This is a genomic window from Chitinophaga japonensis, from assembly GCF_007830125.1.
Lineage (GTDB): Bacteria > Bacteroidota > Bacteroidia > Chitinophagales > Chitinophagaceae > Chitinophaga > Chitinophaga japonensis.
Window position 1 is genome coordinate 821,042 of sequence record NZ_VLLG01000002.1, and the last position, 16,725, is coordinate 837,766.

Consider the following 16,725-nt stretch of genomic DNA (forward strand, 5'->3'; position numbering starts at 1 on the left):
TATTTTTTATCAAAAAGCCTGAAAGTAAATACCATCCTCTTGACAGGTCTGAAAAGTTTTATTAGGTTTGATAGATGGTGCTAAATCGTTTTATTTAAGGATGTGCGGAAAAACTGTAACTTTATCTGATACGGATCACCGGCAGTAAAAATATTAGCGATTGTTTGATAGAACAGTGAATAATAACAGGGGCAGGCCATATGGCCCGCCCCTTCCTTTTTGAACGTAAACATGACAGGTTAGAGACCTGTCAGGTTCTGACTAACGGGTTTTACCCCTACTGCTTTTATCTTGCTGATAATCTTTTCCGCAATCTGCATCCCTTGCTGCTGCCCGTTCTCAATGGCATCCCGGTAGTGAATGCCGCCATACAGGCGGGAAATGGCCGCTTCCTCCGCCGCCTGCATAAAGGAATCAAAGCTCCTGGCCGGTATCTCGAACATTACTTCCGAATTATCCGTAAAAGCAAAACGCTCTCCCAGCAGGTAGGTAAGCACGGCCGCCGTAGCGGTGGATACGACGCTATGCCCGCTGGTATACTCCGGGAACGGAGGGGTTTGCAACAGGGGTTGCCATTTAATGTCAATATAACGGTTAATATAAGTCTCCGGCCGGATGCGGTTGCTGCGGTACTTCTCATCCCAGCAACTGATGAAGGCATCCATTTCCGTAACGGCAGTCAGCATATGCAGCAGCACCGCCTGGTCAAAATCCAGCCCCGCTGTTTGCGCTGCTATGCCGGCAATGTTCATCCAGTGCCCACCCGGCGTGATCTTTTTAAAGCCTACCATCATATGCCCGGCAGAGGACACGGCAAAAGGATTGCAGTCCCAGAAAGAAGCGATCAGCAGCTCTTCCTGGCTGAGGCGGGAAGTAACATCATATACTTCCCTGCTCAGCATATAGAATGCGCTGCCGCTGTCCTTGCTGAACGGCACCGGCGGCAGGGGCAAAAATTCATTGCAACTATCAATGACCATCGGCCGGATGGTTTGCCAATGCGGCTCCACCGCCTCCATGTAAGCCGGGGGCGTGGGATACCAGTAGGCTTCCCCTTTCATGGGCGTATAGCGCAGGCGCGCGCTCAGTTTGTTATAGTTATCCGTTTTGGACCAGGCCACCACCTGCGCCGCTACCTCCTTTGCCACTGCTACCGAACGGCTGATCACCGCGGCAGGTATCTTTTCCTTCCTGAATGCCTGCAGCAGCTTTTCCTCCTGCTCCTCCAGCATGTACCCGCTGGGCAGCATCAGCCGGCCGGTTTCCAGTATGCAGTACACCGCCGCCACCTGGTAATCGTAGGCGTCCTTACCGGCACTGACCGTAAACGCCGGCCAGGACCGGATAAAGCTGCCTGCTGCCGGCATACCGGGATTGTGCGCCGCTACAATGGCATAAGCGCCCGCCGTGCAATAAGCATAGTAACGGCTGGCAGCAGGCGGGTTCACCACATCATGCAGCATCACCATAGTAATAGCCCATACAGCAGGCTGTATGCGCTCCGTAAAAGCAGGTGCTGCCGGCCTTGCATATGCCAGTTGGCAACAAAGCAGCCAGCTTGTTATCCATTTCATCATCTGCTATTCGCTTTATACAATAAAATGCCGGTGTTGTTCACGCCCAGCACCAGGTACTTCTCTTTAGCAATGTTCACCAGTGCGGCGGACTTTACATCACCCGCCACGGAAAGCCCGGATACCGCGGGGCTTACATAGCGGAAATTACCGGCGCCATCGCCGCTCAGCAGGCAGCCATAGCTGGCGTCAATGCTACCCAGTTTCAGCCGGTTATCGCTATGGTTGCCCAGCAGCAGGAGGTCTGTTTTCCCGTCATGGTCAAAATCATCGGGGATGATCTTTGTCACCACGGAGAACTGCGCCTGCAAGGGCAGGGCAGCAGGCGTAAACCGGCCGTCCCGGTACAGGAAGCACAGGGAGCGCAGCTCGTTCATGCTCCGCTTACCGGCTTTTTTCAGCTCGTCTGCAGAAAAAATATCCTGCATGGTAGCATCCGCATAATGGCGGTAAGAGGTAAATTTTTTGCGCATGGGATAGATCTGGTCGTTCAGCTCGTCGCGGCTCACAAAGGGATAACTCACGCCCTGCAGGTAACAGTTAAAGAAGGGATCAATGGAGCCATTGCCGTCAAAGTCCGCGTAATACAGCTCCGCCGGTTCTTTGGCGGATACGTGTATCTGCGTGTTCAGGCCCAGGTTGCCGGCAATAATATCTTCATGCCCGTCGCCATCCACATCTGCCAGGGCCAGGCTGCACCAGTACCCGCCGGGCGTTTCTGCAAAGTAGGCCGCCGTGCTGTCTGCAAAACCGCCCGGCGTGTTCATGTACAGCGTTACGGGCATGAACTCGCCACAGATCAGCAGGTCCTTCCGGCCGTCCCGGTTGATGTCCGCCCATTGGGCATCCGTTACCATGCCGGCTGCAGCAAAGGGCACCGTAGCGGAAGTGAACCGTCCTTTCCCGTCATTGACCAGCAACCAACTGGTGGGCGTTAGCGGGTACTGGCCGGGTATCACCCTGCCTCCCACAAACAGGTCCATATCCCCGTCATTGTCAAAATCACAGGCACGCACACACGACTTACTGCAGGCGCTCAGGGCCGGCAGGGCCGCTTTGGACAATACCAGGTTACCGGTACCGTCATTGAGGTACAGCAGGTCCTGCAGGGCAGGCGTATTCGGTTCAGACAGCGCGTAGCCGCCCCGGGCTACATACAGGTCATTATGCCTGTCGCCGTTGGCGTCAAAGAACAGGGCGGCGGCCGTTGCAGGCCCGTCTTCCTGGTCCAGTATTGTATGGTTGTTGATAGTATAGCTGCCGCCGGGCTGCTGGATATACAGCCGGCCCGGTTGCTGTTTATCGCTGCTGATGTACAGGTCCTCCAGCCCATCGTTATTTACATCGCCATTGGCAAACACCGGCCCGGTACGGGAGTACATGAACAGCATCAGCGGCTGTCTTTTGAAATCGTTCCAGCGGGGGGCTTCATGCTTGTACCCGATGATGCCTTTGGCCCGGCTGAAAATTGCGGGCCCGGTTGCCGGGGCTGCCACCTGTACCGGCTCCGGCGTATCCGGAGCATACTCCAGCCGCAGTTGCTGGTTGGCCTTAACAGTCGTCAAGCGCTGCACGGTGTGATCCGGCCAGATAATGCGAACGGAATCCGCCTGCTGCGCCTTGCCCAGCCCGAAGTGCAGGTTAGTGGGAACGGAGGAAAGATAGCCCCGGCCAGGGTTCACTTCCTGGTATTGCATGCCCCCGTTCGCATATACGTACACTTTGGCGCCGATGGCCCGCGTATTGCCGCCCTTGCCTTCCAGGCGGACAGACAGGTAAGCTCCCTGGTCCCTTTCGCGGCCCTGGTTCTTATAGATCGCCGCCTTTTCATTGATGTTGTTGATCACGATATCCAGGTCACCGTCATTATCCAGGTCTGCGCATACGGCCGCGCTGGATATGCCGGCCTTGTCCAGTCCCCACTCCCGCTGTTTGTTGGAGAAGGTGAGGTGCTGCTCGTTCCTGAAAACATAATTCATCAGCGGGGTAGAAGGCATGGCGGTCACCAGCTCCATTTGCAGCACGGGCTCACGCTCAATGGCTTTCTTTACTTTATAGTCGCCCCAGTAGCGTAAGAAATCTTTATTGGTGTAATCCCGCAGGTAACCGTTGGTCACCAGCAGGTCTTTATAGCCGTCATTGTCCAGGTCTGCAAACAGGGGGCACCAGCTCCAGTCCGTATTGGAAACGCCGGCCAGTTGCCCTATTTCGCTGAAGGTGCCGTCGCCGTTGTTCAGTTGCAGCATGTTGCGCATGTATTGCTTATACAAGTCCTGCGACAGCATCAGCTCAAAGGATTCATAGTTTTCCTGCAGTTGCAGCAGCTTCTGGCGGCGGTTGTCCTCCGGCAGCATGTCCAGGGTCATTACATCCGGGAAACCGTCATTGTTGTAGTCTGCAATATCCACGCCCATGGAGAACTGTGAAAGATGGCGGAAGCAGTTGCGGATATCCTCTTTAAAGCCGCCCTGCTGATCATTGATATAGAGATAATCCGGTTCGTTATAGTCGTTGGTCACATAAATATCGGGCCAGCCGTCCTGGTTAATGTCGGCAATGGCCAGGCCCAGCCCGAAGGTGAGCGGGTTCTGGATGATGCCCGCCTTGCGGGAAACATCCACAAAATGATCGCCCCTGTTCTCATACAGCCGGTTGCCGGCCAGCGTGTCGATCGCCTGGCGGTATTTAGCCAGCTCCATGTTGTCGATCTTGATCACGTTGTGATTCAGCAGGAACATATCCAGGTCGCCATCATTGTCATAATCCAGGAAGGCGGCCTGCGTGCTGTAGCCGGGATTGTCCAGGCCATAAGCCTGCGCCATTTCCACGAACTGCAGGTTGCCCTGGTTGATAAAAAGCTGGTTCCTGCGGCGCGCTGCGTCTCCTTTACCGGAATAGCAAACGTAAATGTCCAGCAGTCCGTCCCCGTTCACATCGGCCATGGCGGCGCCCGTTTTCCAGGCTTCCGCGCGCCCTTCCAGCGCTTTGGAGGCTGCAGTGGTAATATCTTTAAATTTCAGATTGCCCTGGTTCAGGTAGAGTTTGTTGGGGCCCATGTTGGCCGTAAAAAAGAGGTCGTCCAGCCCGTCGTTGTTGATGTCTCCTACGGCGACCCCGCCGCCGTTATAAAAGTATTCGTAGGCCAGTACATTCAGGTGCTCCGTTTCATTGATCTCGTTCACGAATTTAATGCCCGTGCTTTTGGAAGGCAGGAGCTGGAAAAGGGGTTGCTGCGCGATACCGCTGCCGGGTAGCAGGAACAGCAAAACAGCTAGTGTAACGGTGGTGCATCTCATCGGTACAGCGTTTAAAAATTCCAAATCCCAAAACCCAAATTCCAAAGCGGGAAGCCGCGTTGTGGTTGAAACAGCAGCTTTATATTAAGAAGGTATCCACTGCTTTGGAATCTGGATTTTGGATCTTGGAATTTCACATTATTGTTGATCCCACCACATCCGGGAGGTAAAGTTGTCCGCACCTAACCTGCTCACCGCATCCTGGTAGCCGGCCGGGTTATTGGCATTCTCATTGGAATGATAAGGGATCCTCCTGGGGATGGTGCCATTGGAAAAGTTACCGGTATAATTTACCGGCGTCAGTACCGGGTAGCCGGATCTTCTCCAGTTGGTCCAGGTTTCAATGAAATTGAACAGGGTACCGGTGGTAGCCCAGTATTGCTCGTTGATCTGCTTCAGCGCTGCTTCCGTAGACGTAATATTCAACGGGTGCGTGGCAGCATAAAGGGTAGCAGTACTTGCACTGATAGTAGCCACGGAAGCGTTGAAAGTGGCCAGTGATTGCAAGGCGGCGGCTACGCCATTGGCATAGTGGCCGGCAGCGGTACCGCCCACGTTCCAGCCGCGCACGGCAGCTTCTGCCAGCAGCAGTTCCGTTTCTGCGTAAGTCAGTACGAAGTTGGGCCCGTTCACATCCCGGTATACGGCCGTGGTAGGACGGGAATATTTACCGATAGCGGCAAAATCCGCCCCGGCGCCGGTGCCACCGGGGTAACCGGGCGCATTGCTGATATCCGTAGCGCCGCCTCTCAGGTCGTAGCCGTTGGGCATCCCCAGTTGTACGCTGGAATCGCGGTTGCCGGCCAGTGCTGCATCATTGTTGGCGGCCAGCCCGTCCTGCGGAATTTCCCCGATAATGGTGAGGCGGGGATCATTATTCACCCTCAGGTAATTGATCAGGGTATTGCTCCATTTTACTTCCCGGAAATCGTCCGTTACCAGCAGGGCATTGCTGGTGTTATTGGCGTTGCCGGAAGTATTGTCCGCCCTCACAAAAGCATTGTCTGCAATGCTGGTAAAGGTGCCGCCGGCAGCCGCTTTCTCGGCATAGCTCTGTGCGGTGGCCGGGTCTGCCTTGGTAAGGCGCATGGCGGTTCTCAGCATCAGGGAGTAGCCGAACTTTCTCCACTGGGCGATATCGCCTTTGTAGAACAGGTCGGCCGTAGCGGTGGGCTGGCTGGCATCCAGGGCGTTAATAGCTGTTTCCAGCTCACTCAGCATGGATTTATAGATGCTCTCCTGTGTATCGTAGGTGGGCTGGGTCATGCCTTCCTTGGCCTTTAATGCCTCGGAGTAGGGCACATCGCCATAGCAGTCCGTGATGTGCTGCATGATCAGCACTTTCATGATCACGCTCATGCTGTACAGGTTCGTCAGTCCTTTGGACTGCGCCAGGTTGCCCATTTCATAGGCAAAGCTGGCGGCCTGGTAATCCTCTTCCCAGATCCTGTTCTGGTAGGAAATAAGGTTGGAGGAGCCCACGTATTTATCGCCGTTGCTGTAGTAGTTGAAAGTGGATGACAGTATCTGTGGCCACATGCTCTGGAACAGCAACTGGCTGTAGCCGGTATTGGCATACTGGAACTGTGCTTTGGACAGCAGGTAATTAGGATCGTACAGATCGGCAGTCACTCTCACGGGGTCGCTGTTGATCTCGTCGAACTTGTCGGTACAACCCGTGAGCAACGCTGCTACCAAGCCTATATGCAGGAATGATTTCTTCATGTTCATGGTCATCATTTTTTGAATTTAAAGTTGACGTTAACGCCATAGCTGCGGGTGCTCGGCAAGCTGGTACCTTCTATACCGGCATAGTTGATCAGCGGGGAGAAGCCTGCTTCCGGGTCCACGTTATCGGTATGCTTCATCAGTACAAGCAGGTTGCGCGCTACAAACGATACATTGATGGACTGGAAGGGCAGCACCTTGCCCAGCATACGCTCATCGAAAGTGTAGCCCAGGGTTACCTGCCGCAGCTTGATGAAGCTGGCGTCCAGCACATTAATGGTAGAAACGTTGTTGGCAAGCGCCTGGTAATAGGTCTGCGCCGCCACGCTGGTGCTATTGGCAGAGCCGTCTGATTTTACACCGCTCAGGGTAACGCCGGTCTCACGTCCTTCGAGCGTCATTTTGTTCAGCCCGCGGTACACGCTGTAGTAGTTGGTGGCGGACAGCATTTTGTGCCCGAACTTGCCATCTACCAGGAAGGACAAGTTGAATGCCTTGTAGCTGAAGTCGTTGTTCACGCCGCCAAACCAGGTGGGCAGCACGCTGCCGGAAGGCGTTAAGGCGCCGCGCTGCGGCAGGCCGTCGTCACTTACCAGGATATTGCCGTTAGCGTCGCGGAGATAGTCATAGGCCATTATCTGCGGGCCGGGCAGTCCTTTCACCAGCGCCGTATTGGCGTTCAGCGGACGATAGGTACCCAGGTTAAAGGTGGTGTTGCTGCTGTTCGGTCCGTAAATATCCAGGATCTTGTTCTTCACGTTGGTAGCATTCACGGACACGTTCCAGCTAAAATTATTAGTGGTTACCGGTGTGCCGTTTACCGCCATTTCCAGGCCCCTGTTCTGCGTAGAGCCGGTGCCGATATACTGGCGGTTGTAGCCGGTAGACCAGCTCAGGTCGCCGTTCAGTATCTCGTTCTTGGTCTTGCGGGTAAAGTAGGCCACGTCTATCCCCAGGCGGTTGTTAAAGAACTTCAGCTCGGTGCCCACTTCCACTTCGCTTAATGTAAAAGGTTTCAGGAACAGGTTGGGCAGATCGCTGGGGAAGCTGCCGTAGGAGGTGCCGTTAATGGTACCGTCCACGCTGTAATAAGACTGGGTGATGTAGTACCGGTCCGGTTCCCCGCTGGCATTGGCGTAAGAAGCGCGCAGCTTGCCGTAGCTCAGGTTGGGAATATCCACCAGTTCGGAGAAGATGAAGCTGGCGGAAACAGAGGGTACAAATATATCCCTGTTGGCGCTGGGCAGGGTAGAATAGGTGTCATACCTGCCGGTAGTGCTCAGGGTCAGGAAATTCTTATAGGCCAGGTCCATGGTGTAGTAAGCGGAATGCTGTTCCTGGCGGTTAAGAATGTTCTCCCTGCCAAAGCTCTTCACATTGTTATAAGAGTAGAAGTAAGGGATGATGAAATTGCTGCCGCTGATGTTCACCTGCTCATCCCTTCTTTTACGGGTGCTGGCGCCGATGGCCAGGTCCAGGTTCAGGTCCTTGGTGAGGTCTTTCCGGAAGCCCAGCAGCCCGTCTACGTTCAGCTCACTGGTCTGGCGGGTACGCAGGTTCATGTTACCGCTTACGGTAATGCCGTCCTGCACGCCGTAGGAGTAGGCGGTGCCCCAGGGTGTGATCTGGAACTGCCGGTCGTTGATCAGGTCATATCCCACACGGGCCTGCGCGTACAGCCAGTCTGTAAGCTCATACCGGGCGGTAACAGCGGAGATCAGGCGTTTCCGGTCCAGGTCATTCTTATACTGGTTGATCACAAACCAGGGATTGGAAACATAGATATCATCCGTAAAGGTCACTTCCTTGCCATTGTTGGCGGAGTCATAACCCGGCGCCAGGATGGACTGGTTGATGTTATTGGCCAGGAAGTAAATGTTGTTCGGGTTCAGCGGGCCATCGCTCAGTTGCGGGCGGTTGGTGGACTGCTCATCAATGTAATTGGCCATTACGCTTACCTTCAGCCTTTTGCTGGCGTTTTGCTCCACGTTCAGGTTGACAGTTTTACGGGTAACGCCGCTGTTACGGATAATGGATTTATTATCCATGTTGGACAGCGACAGGCGGAAGGAGCCCATCTCATTACCGCCGGAAACCGAGGCCGTATTGGTGAAGGTAGGGCCGGTCCTGTAAAAGGTATTGATATTATTGTCCACCGCGGAATACGGGTACATATTACCGTCATACTGGATGGTTTGCGCACCGTCCAGCTTTTCACCCCAGCTCAGGCGGGTGCTGTTCAGCGCCGCGTTGGTGTTGGAAGGCCGCACGCCCAACTGGCCCTGGCCATATACGTATTGGTAATCGGTAAAGTCTATCGCCTTGTCGATGGCATAGTTCATATTGTATTCCACCTGCAGGCCGCCTTTCTTACCGCTTTTGGTAGTGATCAGGATCACGCCGTTGGTGGCGCGGCTGCCGTACAGTGCGGAGGCGGAAGCACCCTTCAGCACGGTCATGCTTTCAATGTCGTCCGGGTTCAGGTTGGCGATACCGTCCCCGTTGTCGGAGCCGCCCCATTCACCGGCAGCGCCTCTTTGCGTGTTATCAATGGGCACACCGTTGATCACGAAAAGCGGGCTGCTGGCCCCGAAGCTGGCCATGCCCCTTAGCAGGATGCGTGCAGAAGAAGCAGGGCCGCCACTGGTGCCGCTTACGCTCAAACCGGCCACACGGCCTGTAAGGGAATAAGCTACGTTGGTTTCCCTGGCCTGCGTCATCACGCTGCCATCTACCTTGGTAACGGCAAAGCCTACCTTTTTGGACTCCTTGGAGATACCCAACGCAGTTACCACCAGTTCGCCCAGTTGCGTGGAGGATTCATCCATCACCAGGTCCAGGTTGTGCTGCGCGGCGGTTACCTCCATGGTCCGGGTACCGTACCCTACCAGGGACACCTGCAGGGTAAAAGCCCCTGCCGGTGCCTGCAGGGAAAAGTTCCCGTCAACACCTGTAACGGTTGCAATATTCTTTCCCTTGATCTGGACAGTTACAGCGGGAAGGGGATCACCCGTTTTTGCATCCTTGACGGAGCCTGTAAACTGCCTTGTTTGAGCAAACGCCGCTGAGCCAAGCAGCAACGTAATAATCAGCAGACGAAGTTGTCTCATTACTCTGTGGATTTTGGTTGTGGTTAGAATTAGACATAGTGAGGGCATCATGCCTGTTATCAGGCATGCAGTTGCATAGCATAGATGTTCAGTTTGCCCCTACGTGTTGCAATTTTTCATTGTTCCTGTGTACATGTTCCTTGATTTTGGTTAGAGATAATAGCAGCCCTATGCCCTTACTGGAAGGCATATACGTGCATCGCCATATCCGAGACGGCTTACCTAAACGGCACTATTTTTCATTGTTCGCTTCGAATAATTGTCCCCGATTTGCAAGTAGAATAACAAGTCCGTGTGTCTTACATTGTTCAATCGATTTTGGTTGACTTACGCTAATAAATAACAAATAACAAGTCCAATATGTTTTTCGCCTAAAACGATTTAGTGGAAAAGTGATCGAAGTGCCTGCAGATGTTCTGTTTACGTTTCATTGTTCCTGCATTGTATTTCATTGCTCACGCACGCTGTTCATTGCTGCTCTCGTTAGTTCATAACTGTGCCACATAATTAATACTAATTTGGCATTAAAACAAATAGTATTTTATCAAAGCCCGATAGTATATACAGGTGGTCTGTCCGCCCGGCTTTTTTTCTTACATTAAAGGTGATACCTGCCCTCTTTCTGACACTATTATTAAAACCTAACTGATATGCAGGAAAAAGAAGCGCAATGGTTAACGACCGTCTACCGGGACAGCTTTCCACAGGTAGCCAGGACGGTGCAGCAGCTTGGCGGCGACCAGGAAACGGCCAAAGACCTCTTTCACGATGCACTGATCATCTACCTGGAAAAGCAACGTAACCATACACTGGACATCCGGGTGTCCCTGAAAGCCTACCTCACCGGCATCGTAAAGATCCTATGGATCAGGAAATGCAAGCAGGACAGCCGGCAAAGGCCCCTGGACAATATGGAGGACCAACTGGGCATCCCGGAGGATTTCTATACCCCGGCGCCGGAACGCACCACCCGCCTGCTGCGTTACCTGCAGGCCGCCGGCAGCAAATGCCTGCAACTGCTGCAAGCCTTTTATTATGAACAGCGGTCCATGCAGGAAATAGCCCGCCAGTTCCATTTTAAAACCGCCCGTTCCGCCACCGTGCAGAAGTACAAATGCCTGGAAAAGGTAAGGGAACAGGTTAAAAACACCCGGGAATATGAGGAAGCAGTTGCATGAGATACAGGAGATAGATCAATATGTCCTGCGGGAAATGAGCGCGGCAGACCAACTGGTGTTCCAGGCCCGGATGCTGGCCTGCCACCACCTGCAGGAAAAGGTGGAACACCAGCTACAGGCGCACGCGCTGGTACGCCGCTTTGCCCGGGAGGCGCAACGGGAACAACTCTCTGAAGTATATGATCGCTTATGGGAAACCGATGCAAGCTTCCGGTCTGAAATAACCGCCATCTTCAAATAATATTTACCACCATGCTGATACCTACTGTACTCGATAGTACTACACGGGGCGCCTATGATATTTACAGCCTGCTGCTGAAAGAGCGCATCGTTTTCCTGGGCGCCGCTATTGACGACCAGGTGGCCAACCTGATAGTGGCGCAGTTGCTGTACCTGGACAGTGAGAATCACTACCCGGTGCGGCTGTATATCCACTGCCCAGGTGGCAGCGTATACGCCGGCCTTGCCATTTATGATACCATGAAAATGATGAAATCCCCGGTATCAACCGTAGCTGTGGGCTTTACCGGCAGCATGGGCACCGTTATTCTCACGGCCGGCGCTGCAGGACAGCGCTATGCCCTGCCTAATGCCACCGTGCACATGCACCCCACCAGCGGCGGCGCCAAAGGCTACACGGAAGATGTCAGCATTGCCTACCGGGAACAGGAAAGGCTGCAAAACCACCTGTTCCGCCTGATCGGCAAACATGCGGGCCATACCGCTGAAGAGATCGAAACTACCTTCCGTAGGGACAAGTTCATGAACGCGATGGAAGCCAAAAACTACGGGCTGGTGGATGAAGTACTGGGCGATGCAGCAGAGCTGCAGGTGCTGGCCCGGCTGGCCGACCTTAAAAAGTGAGGGCGCCGGCAGATCGCCAACGCCCTCCATGATCATTACAGGATACAGGTTGGTTAACGCTCTTATTTCAACAATACCAGCTTTTTACTTTCCACCCGGCCATTGGCCAGTTGCAGCGTTACAATGTAGATACCGCTCTTTAAAGCGCCTGTTGGCAGGCTAAATTTGTAATACAATATAAGCCGGAGGGGCAACTCCGGCTTATAGAAAACAATTGGTGAATAATCATTAAAACTGCACTTGTCGTTACATAACAATTTCAATTCGTGAAGAATACCTACTTCTTGCTTACAGGTTTCGGCTGCGCCTGTATTTATCTGTAAAGATCGGTGACGATTCAAACGGCCGGCTGCAGGGGAGCCTTATCCTTCGGGGCTTCTTTTTCATACAGCATAATGCCCACAAAGCCCAGCACTACAAAAAAGATATTGAATACCAGGTGCTGGTTCCAGGTCATGTTCTGCAGCACGCCCCCGCAGGAGCAGGGAATATAATCGCTGAACTTCAGGATGGCTACGATATAGGCGGTGAACATGGTCATCAGGCTGAAAGCAGCATACAGGCCGGCCAGGCACCACCTGGGCACGGTCAGCAATGCCACCACTACCAGTTCTACCACCGGAACGCCCCAGGCCACCCAGTCTGCAAAGGCGGTCAGCAAGGGAGACTTGCCCAGCTCTATGCTAAAGGCTCTATAGTCCGCCAGCTTGTTTACGCTGGCATATACAAACAGCAATATGAACAGGTAAGCGATAATGTCCACGATGGTTTTCCTCTTCATTTGGTTGATGTTTTTTGTTGTATGGGTTATCCAGGTAAAGCAGTTCTATAAATTTATCGATGATTACATCACCATAGCGTTAATCTGCGGTTAACCTCGCGGAGTTTTCCAAGCCATCGCGTTAGTATCGGATTAACAATTACGTTAACGATTGATTATCTATCCGGCACATAAAAAGCGGGACATTTGCAGCGAGGAATTATATGCATTTTCCGCAACCCCGCGGTACAGAACCGGATCTAACCATCCGGTTCTGAAATTTATATGGCTAGGGGTACCTTCACATTTTCTGATCTTAGCCTGAACAGCCGGAATTTTCATCCGGCTGTTTTTTTATGTATTAACTTTAGGTTCGTCATTCCAATCCCCCGCTTTCTATGCAAACCGAGGTCATTAAAACTACCCTGGCAGACATACGGGCTTTCCGCCTGTTGTTCCTGCAGGAGCGCCGCTTCCAGTTCGTGCATGACAAATGTCACCTATACGGCTGGGCAGATACTTACCTGTTCCTGGCAGATGGTATGCGCATCGGTTATGGCGCCATATGGGGGCACAACAAACGGGAGGACCGGGATGCTATTTTCGAGTTTTACCTGCTGCCGCCGTACCGCAAACTGTCCAACCGCATTTTCCCTTTATTTCACAGCGCTTCCGGCGCTTTTTATATAGAATGCCAGAGCAATGATGCCCTGCTGGCCTCCCTCCTGTATGAATATGCCAGGAACATCAATGCCGAAGCCATTCTTTTTGAAGACCACTACACTACACAATTGCAGGTGCCCGGCGTAGTGTTTCGCCGGCCCGGCGGGCCGCCCGACGGCTATGATGCGGGCGGCTACGCCCTTGAGCAAGCAGGTGAAACGGTGGCCACAGGCGGTCTTATGCTGAACTACAATATGCCATATGCAGACATTTACATGGATGTAAAGGAAAGTTGCCGCCAGCAGGGCCTGGGCAGCCTGCTGGTGCAGGAGCTGAAGAAAGAAGCCTACAGTATGGGCAGGGTGCCCTCCGCCCGCTGCAACATCCGGAACCTGGCATCCAAAGCTACACTGCTGAAGGCCGGCTTCAGGGAATGCGGGTTTATATTGAAAGGGGAGATACTGTAAGGAATATCATGTATTGTTAACAACCGGGTTGAATATTTTTAGTTAACTTCCATGATCACAAAATACACCACACTATGAGTAAATTTGTTATCACCAAAAGTTCCAATGAGGAACTTCGCTTCAAACTGAAGGCTGGTAACGGCGAACCAATCCTTGCCAGCGAAGGCTACACTTCAAAGGCCGCCTGCATGAACGGCATTGAATCTGTACGGGAGAACTCACAGAAGGAAGAACGGTTCGAGAAAAAAACAGCTTCCAATGGCAAACATTATTTTGTGCTGAAAGCCGGCAATGGCCAGGTGATCGGCAGTAGTGAGATGTATGAGAGCACATCCGGCAGGGATAACGGCATTGCTTCCGTGATGAAAAATGCACCACAGGCTGCCATTGAAGACGAAACTGTTTTAACCGCCAATTAGCTGTATGACCGGCCGGTTTGCATCAGGCAGCCGGCCGGTCTGTTTTATGTAGAGCGCCTGGCGCTTATTTTCCATATGCTTCCTCCAGCGTCTTAATATCAATCTTTTTCATCTTAAGCATGGCCGTCATGGCCCGTCCTGCTTTTTCAGCGTTTTTATCCTGTATCATATCTGTTAAAATAGCAGGCACCACCTGCCACGACAGCCCGAACTTATCTTTCAACCAGCCGCATACCTGCGCTTTCTCATCACCGCCTTCTGAGAGCTTTTCCCAGTAATAGTCCACCTCTTCCTGGGTGTCGCAATTGATGATGAAGGATACCGCTTCATTGAACTGGAAATGCGGGCCCCCATTCAGCGCTACAAATTCCTGTCCTGCGAGCGTAAATTCAATGGTCATCACCGTTCCCTCCTCCATACCATGCACTTCATACCCCTCCTTCCCGTAATGGGTTACCCGGCCGATACCGGCATCTTTGAAGACAGACACATAAAAATTGACGGCTTCCTCCGCCTGTTTGTCAAACCATAAATTTGGCGTGATCTTTTGTGAAAGAATCTTCTGTGCCATAGTACAAGTGTTTTAAGTGTTTTGTTACAGCAAAGGTAGGCGCGGGAATGATGCCGGAAGATGTGTGAAAGCGACATTGTAAGGGGCAGAATGCGACAAACCGTGGATTACCTGGAGATACTGCTGCTACAACCGGTAACTGGCTCCCACAGCAAAGCCGTTACTGTCATGCGAAGGGTTTCTTTCAGCCCCTTTCTTATCACCATTTGAAATATGCAGATGCCGGACGCTTCCCGTTACCGATACCTGCTCATTAACATGGAATGCTGCTCCTATGCCGTACCTGGTAATGCCATTCAGTTGCGTACCGAGACGGTCATCCCGCGTGGTAGGTTGGGGAAACTGATCCACCAGGTAAACAAAGCCGCCGCCCGATTCAAAATACAACTGCCATTTTTCATTGTTGACCGGGTAAAACCTGGCGAAGGGCCTGATAGCCACTCCGCCCGTGTTATTCCAGGCATCCCGGGCATACAGCAGTTCCAGCTCCACCCCTGCAGACATCCATTTGCGTAGCTGGTAATCAAACCCCATATTTATTTGGGGCAGGAAAGTATAAGGGTATTTATATCCCCAGGAGTAACCATTGTCTATATAGACCGACATTTTATGCGTTCCCCCTTTATCCGCGGCAGTAAACAACAAGCCTGCTCCTACGGCAATGGCCGGCAGGATAAAGCCCATGGAGGTATGCAGTTTCACCGGTTCAAACCCGAGCGGATTATTGTACCATCTGTCACCGTCCGCATACTGGGCCAAACAGGTATTGCATAATAACAGGCTGTACAGGATAACAGCGTAAAAACGTCCTTTAAACATGACGCAAATTTGGTACCGGGCAGGCTAAACACCAATGGAAAACAGGTGCAAACGGGCATATTTGACGGGGAAGCGGGCATAAGGCATTTCCATGAAAATAATACTTGCTTAAGTCAAGTATTTTTACTTACCTTTACTTATGGGTAATGACATCATACATTCCATCCGTGACTTTAACCGGTTTTATACCGCTATACTGGGCGTTGTAAATCACCATATCCTGGAAAGTGAGTATTCACTTACGGAGGCCAGGGTCATTTACGAGCTGCACAGCGCTGCTGCGCTTACTGCCAGGGAGCTGAAAGAGATGCTGCAGATCGATGAGGGATACCTGAGCCGCATCATTACCAAATTCGTAAAGAATGGTATACTCCGCAAAAAACAGGTAAAAAGTGATAAGCGGGCTTACCTGCTGGAGCTCACCGCAAAAGGCAACAAGGTCTTTGAAGCTATAGACCAGCAATCCGATGTGCAGGTGGCCCATCTGATTGAGCACCTGGGAAAAGCAGAACAGAAAAAACTGGTAGAGCTGGTCACACAGGTAAAGGCTCTGCTGACCAGGGAATAAATATATGCACCTATGGCAACTTTTAATATCAGGACAGCGGCTGCTGAAAAAGAGTTTGAGCAGGGGAAGGCGCTATTCAAGGAATACGCCGGCTCCCTGGATTTCGACCTGGGATACCAGGACTTTGAAAAAGAGCTGGACGAAATTGCACAGCAATATGCCCAACCGGAAGGCGCTTTGCTCCTGGCGTTTATGGAGGGTGAAAACGCGGTAGGCTGCGCAGGCATCCGTAAATTCTCAAATGGGATAGCAGAGCTAAAGCGGCTGTACGTACAGCCTGGCTACAGGAATTTGAAGATCGGGAAGCAGTTACTGCAAGCTGCTATTGACACTGCCAGGCAACTGCATTATGCATTCATCCGGCTGGATACCGTACCGGGGCAAACAAAAGCACAGGAGCTATACCACTACCTGGGTTTTTACGAGATAGCGCCGTACCGGTACAGCGCCATTGAAGGAACGATCTACTTCGAGAAACGGTTAACGTTATAACACAAAAGTTCTGCCCCTGGCCGGTGTAGGCAAACGGAAACGCCTGTATAATTACAATTGGGCGCCAACGTGTATGGCTGGCAAAACGTGCTGCCGGGCACTGACATAAAAGCAACCGGATGGCTTCATCCAGTTGCTTTAGGTTGCCTCCGCTTTCTTATCTTCTTTTTCAGGCGCAGCGACTTAAAAAGAAAACTTTTCAATATTTCCCCAATT

At 52.3% G+C, this 16,725-nt stretch carries 14 protein-coding genes; 7 read left to right on the forward strand and 7 right to left on the reverse strand.

The features are described 5' to 3' along the window. Window positions 1–239: 239 nt before the first annotated feature. The 4 genes from LX66_RS03150 to LX66_RS03165 form a co-directional block, all read right to left on the reverse strand. A complete protein-coding gene (locus tag LX66_RS03150) occupies window positions 240–1,577 on the reverse strand; it encodes a vanadium-dependent haloperoxidase (RefSeq protein WP_145710432.1) in 1,338 nt (445 codons plus the stop codon). After that, complete coding sequence (locus tag LX66_RS03155) at window positions 1,574–4,870, reverse strand: VCBS repeat-containing protein (RefSeq protein ID WP_145710433.1); 3,297 nt, start codon at window positions 4,868–4,870, stop codon at window positions 1,574–1,576. The genes LX66_RS03150 and LX66_RS03155 overlap by 4 nt, the downstream gene beginning before the upstream one ends. Before the next feature lie 138 nt (window positions 4,871–5,008). Continuing rightward, window positions 5,009–6,601, reverse strand: a complete 1,593-nt coding sequence (locus LX66_RS03160) for a SusD/RagB family nutrient-binding outer membrane lipoprotein (RefSeq protein WP_244620271.1) — start codon at window positions 6,599–6,601, stop codon at window positions 5,009–5,011. A 5-nt stretch (window positions 6,602–6,606) separates the two neighbouring features. Next, window positions 6,607–9,708 (reverse strand): SusC/RagA family TonB-linked outer membrane protein, encoded by a 3,102-nt coding sequence (locus LX66_RS03165; RefSeq protein ID WP_145710435.1) that lies wholly within the window; start codon window positions 9,706–9,708, stop codon window positions 6,607–6,609. Between the two features lie 650 nt (window positions 9,709–10,358). Between LX66_RS03165 and LX66_RS03170 the strand changes: the two genes are divergently transcribed. Genes LX66_RS03170 through LX66_RS03180 form a run of 3 tightly spaced genes read left to right on the forward strand, consistent with a single transcriptional unit; the run spans window position 10,359 to window position 11,750 of the window. Next, window positions 10,359–10,886, forward strand: coding sequence for an RNA polymerase sigma factor (locus LX66_RS03170; RefSeq protein WP_145710436.1), 528 nt, complete (start codon window positions 10,359–10,361; stop codon window positions 10,884–10,886). Then, a complete protein-coding gene (locus LX66_RS03175; RefSeq protein ID WP_145710437.1) occupies window positions 10,867–11,127 on the forward strand; it encodes a hypothetical protein in 261 nt (86 codons plus the stop codon). Before LX66_RS03170 ends, LX66_RS03175 begins: the two co-directional genes overlap by 20 nt. A gap of 11 nt (window positions 11,128–11,138) precedes the next feature. Then, the gene (locus tag LX66_RS03180; protein ID WP_145710438.1) at window positions 11,139–11,750 is read left to right on the forward strand and encodes a ClpP family protease; all 612 of its coding nucleotides are present in this window, start codon (window positions 11,139–11,141) and stop codon (window positions 11,748–11,750) included. A 337-nt stretch (window positions 11,751–12,087) separates the two neighbouring features. Here the strand turns inward: LX66_RS03180 and LX66_RS03185 are convergent, their stop codons facing one another. Continuing rightward, a complete protein-coding gene (locus LX66_RS03185) occupies window positions 12,088–12,531 on the reverse strand; it encodes a MauE/DoxX family redox-associated membrane protein (protein ID WP_145710439.1) in 444 nt (147 codons plus the stop codon). Between the two features lie 377 nt (window positions 12,532–12,908). Here LX66_RS03185 and LX66_RS03190 point away from each other — a divergent pair, with 377 nt between their 5' ends. Both LX66_RS03190 and LX66_RS03195 read left to right on the forward strand, forming a co-directional pair. Then, the gene (locus LX66_RS03190) at window positions 12,909–13,640 is read left to right on the forward strand and encodes a GNAT family N-acetyltransferase (protein ID WP_145710440.1); all 732 of its coding nucleotides are present in this window, start codon (window positions 12,909–12,911) and stop codon (window positions 13,638–13,640) included. A 74-nt stretch (window positions 13,641–13,714) separates the two neighbouring features. Next, window positions 13,715–14,059, forward strand: coding sequence for a YegP family protein (locus LX66_RS03195; protein ID WP_145710441.1), 345 nt, complete (start codon window positions 13,715–13,717; stop codon window positions 14,057–14,059). 64 nt (window positions 14,060–14,123) lie between these two features. Here LX66_RS03195 and LX66_RS03200 read toward each other — a convergent pair whose 3' ends face one another. Together LX66_RS03200 and LX66_RS03205 are read right to left on the reverse strand one after the other, a co-directional pair. Continuing rightward, entirely contained in the window at window positions 14,124–14,630 is a 507-nt protein-coding gene (locus tag LX66_RS03200; protein WP_145710442.1) for a VOC family protein, read from the reverse strand. Window positions 14,631–14,756: 126 nt separating this feature from the next. After that, window positions 14,757–15,449, reverse strand: coding sequence for an acyloxyacyl hydrolase (locus LX66_RS03205; RefSeq protein WP_145710443.1), 693 nt, complete (start codon window positions 15,447–15,449; stop codon window positions 14,757–14,759). Window positions 15,450–15,588: 139 nt separating this feature from the next. Between LX66_RS03205 and LX66_RS03210 the strand changes: the two genes are divergently transcribed. Continuing rightward, window positions 15,589–16,017 carry a MarR family winged helix-turn-helix transcriptional regulator gene (locus LX66_RS03210; RefSeq protein ID WP_145710444.1) on the forward strand — a complete coding sequence of 143 codons (429 nt, stop codon included), beginning with the start codon at window positions 15,589–15,591 and terminating at the stop codon, window positions 16,015–16,017. Between the two features lie 12 nt (window positions 16,018–16,029). Next, entirely contained in the window at window positions 16,030–16,509 is a 480-nt protein-coding gene (locus LX66_RS03215; protein WP_145710445.1) for a GNAT family N-acetyltransferase, read from the forward strand. Window positions 16,510–16,725 lie beyond the last annotated feature (216 nt).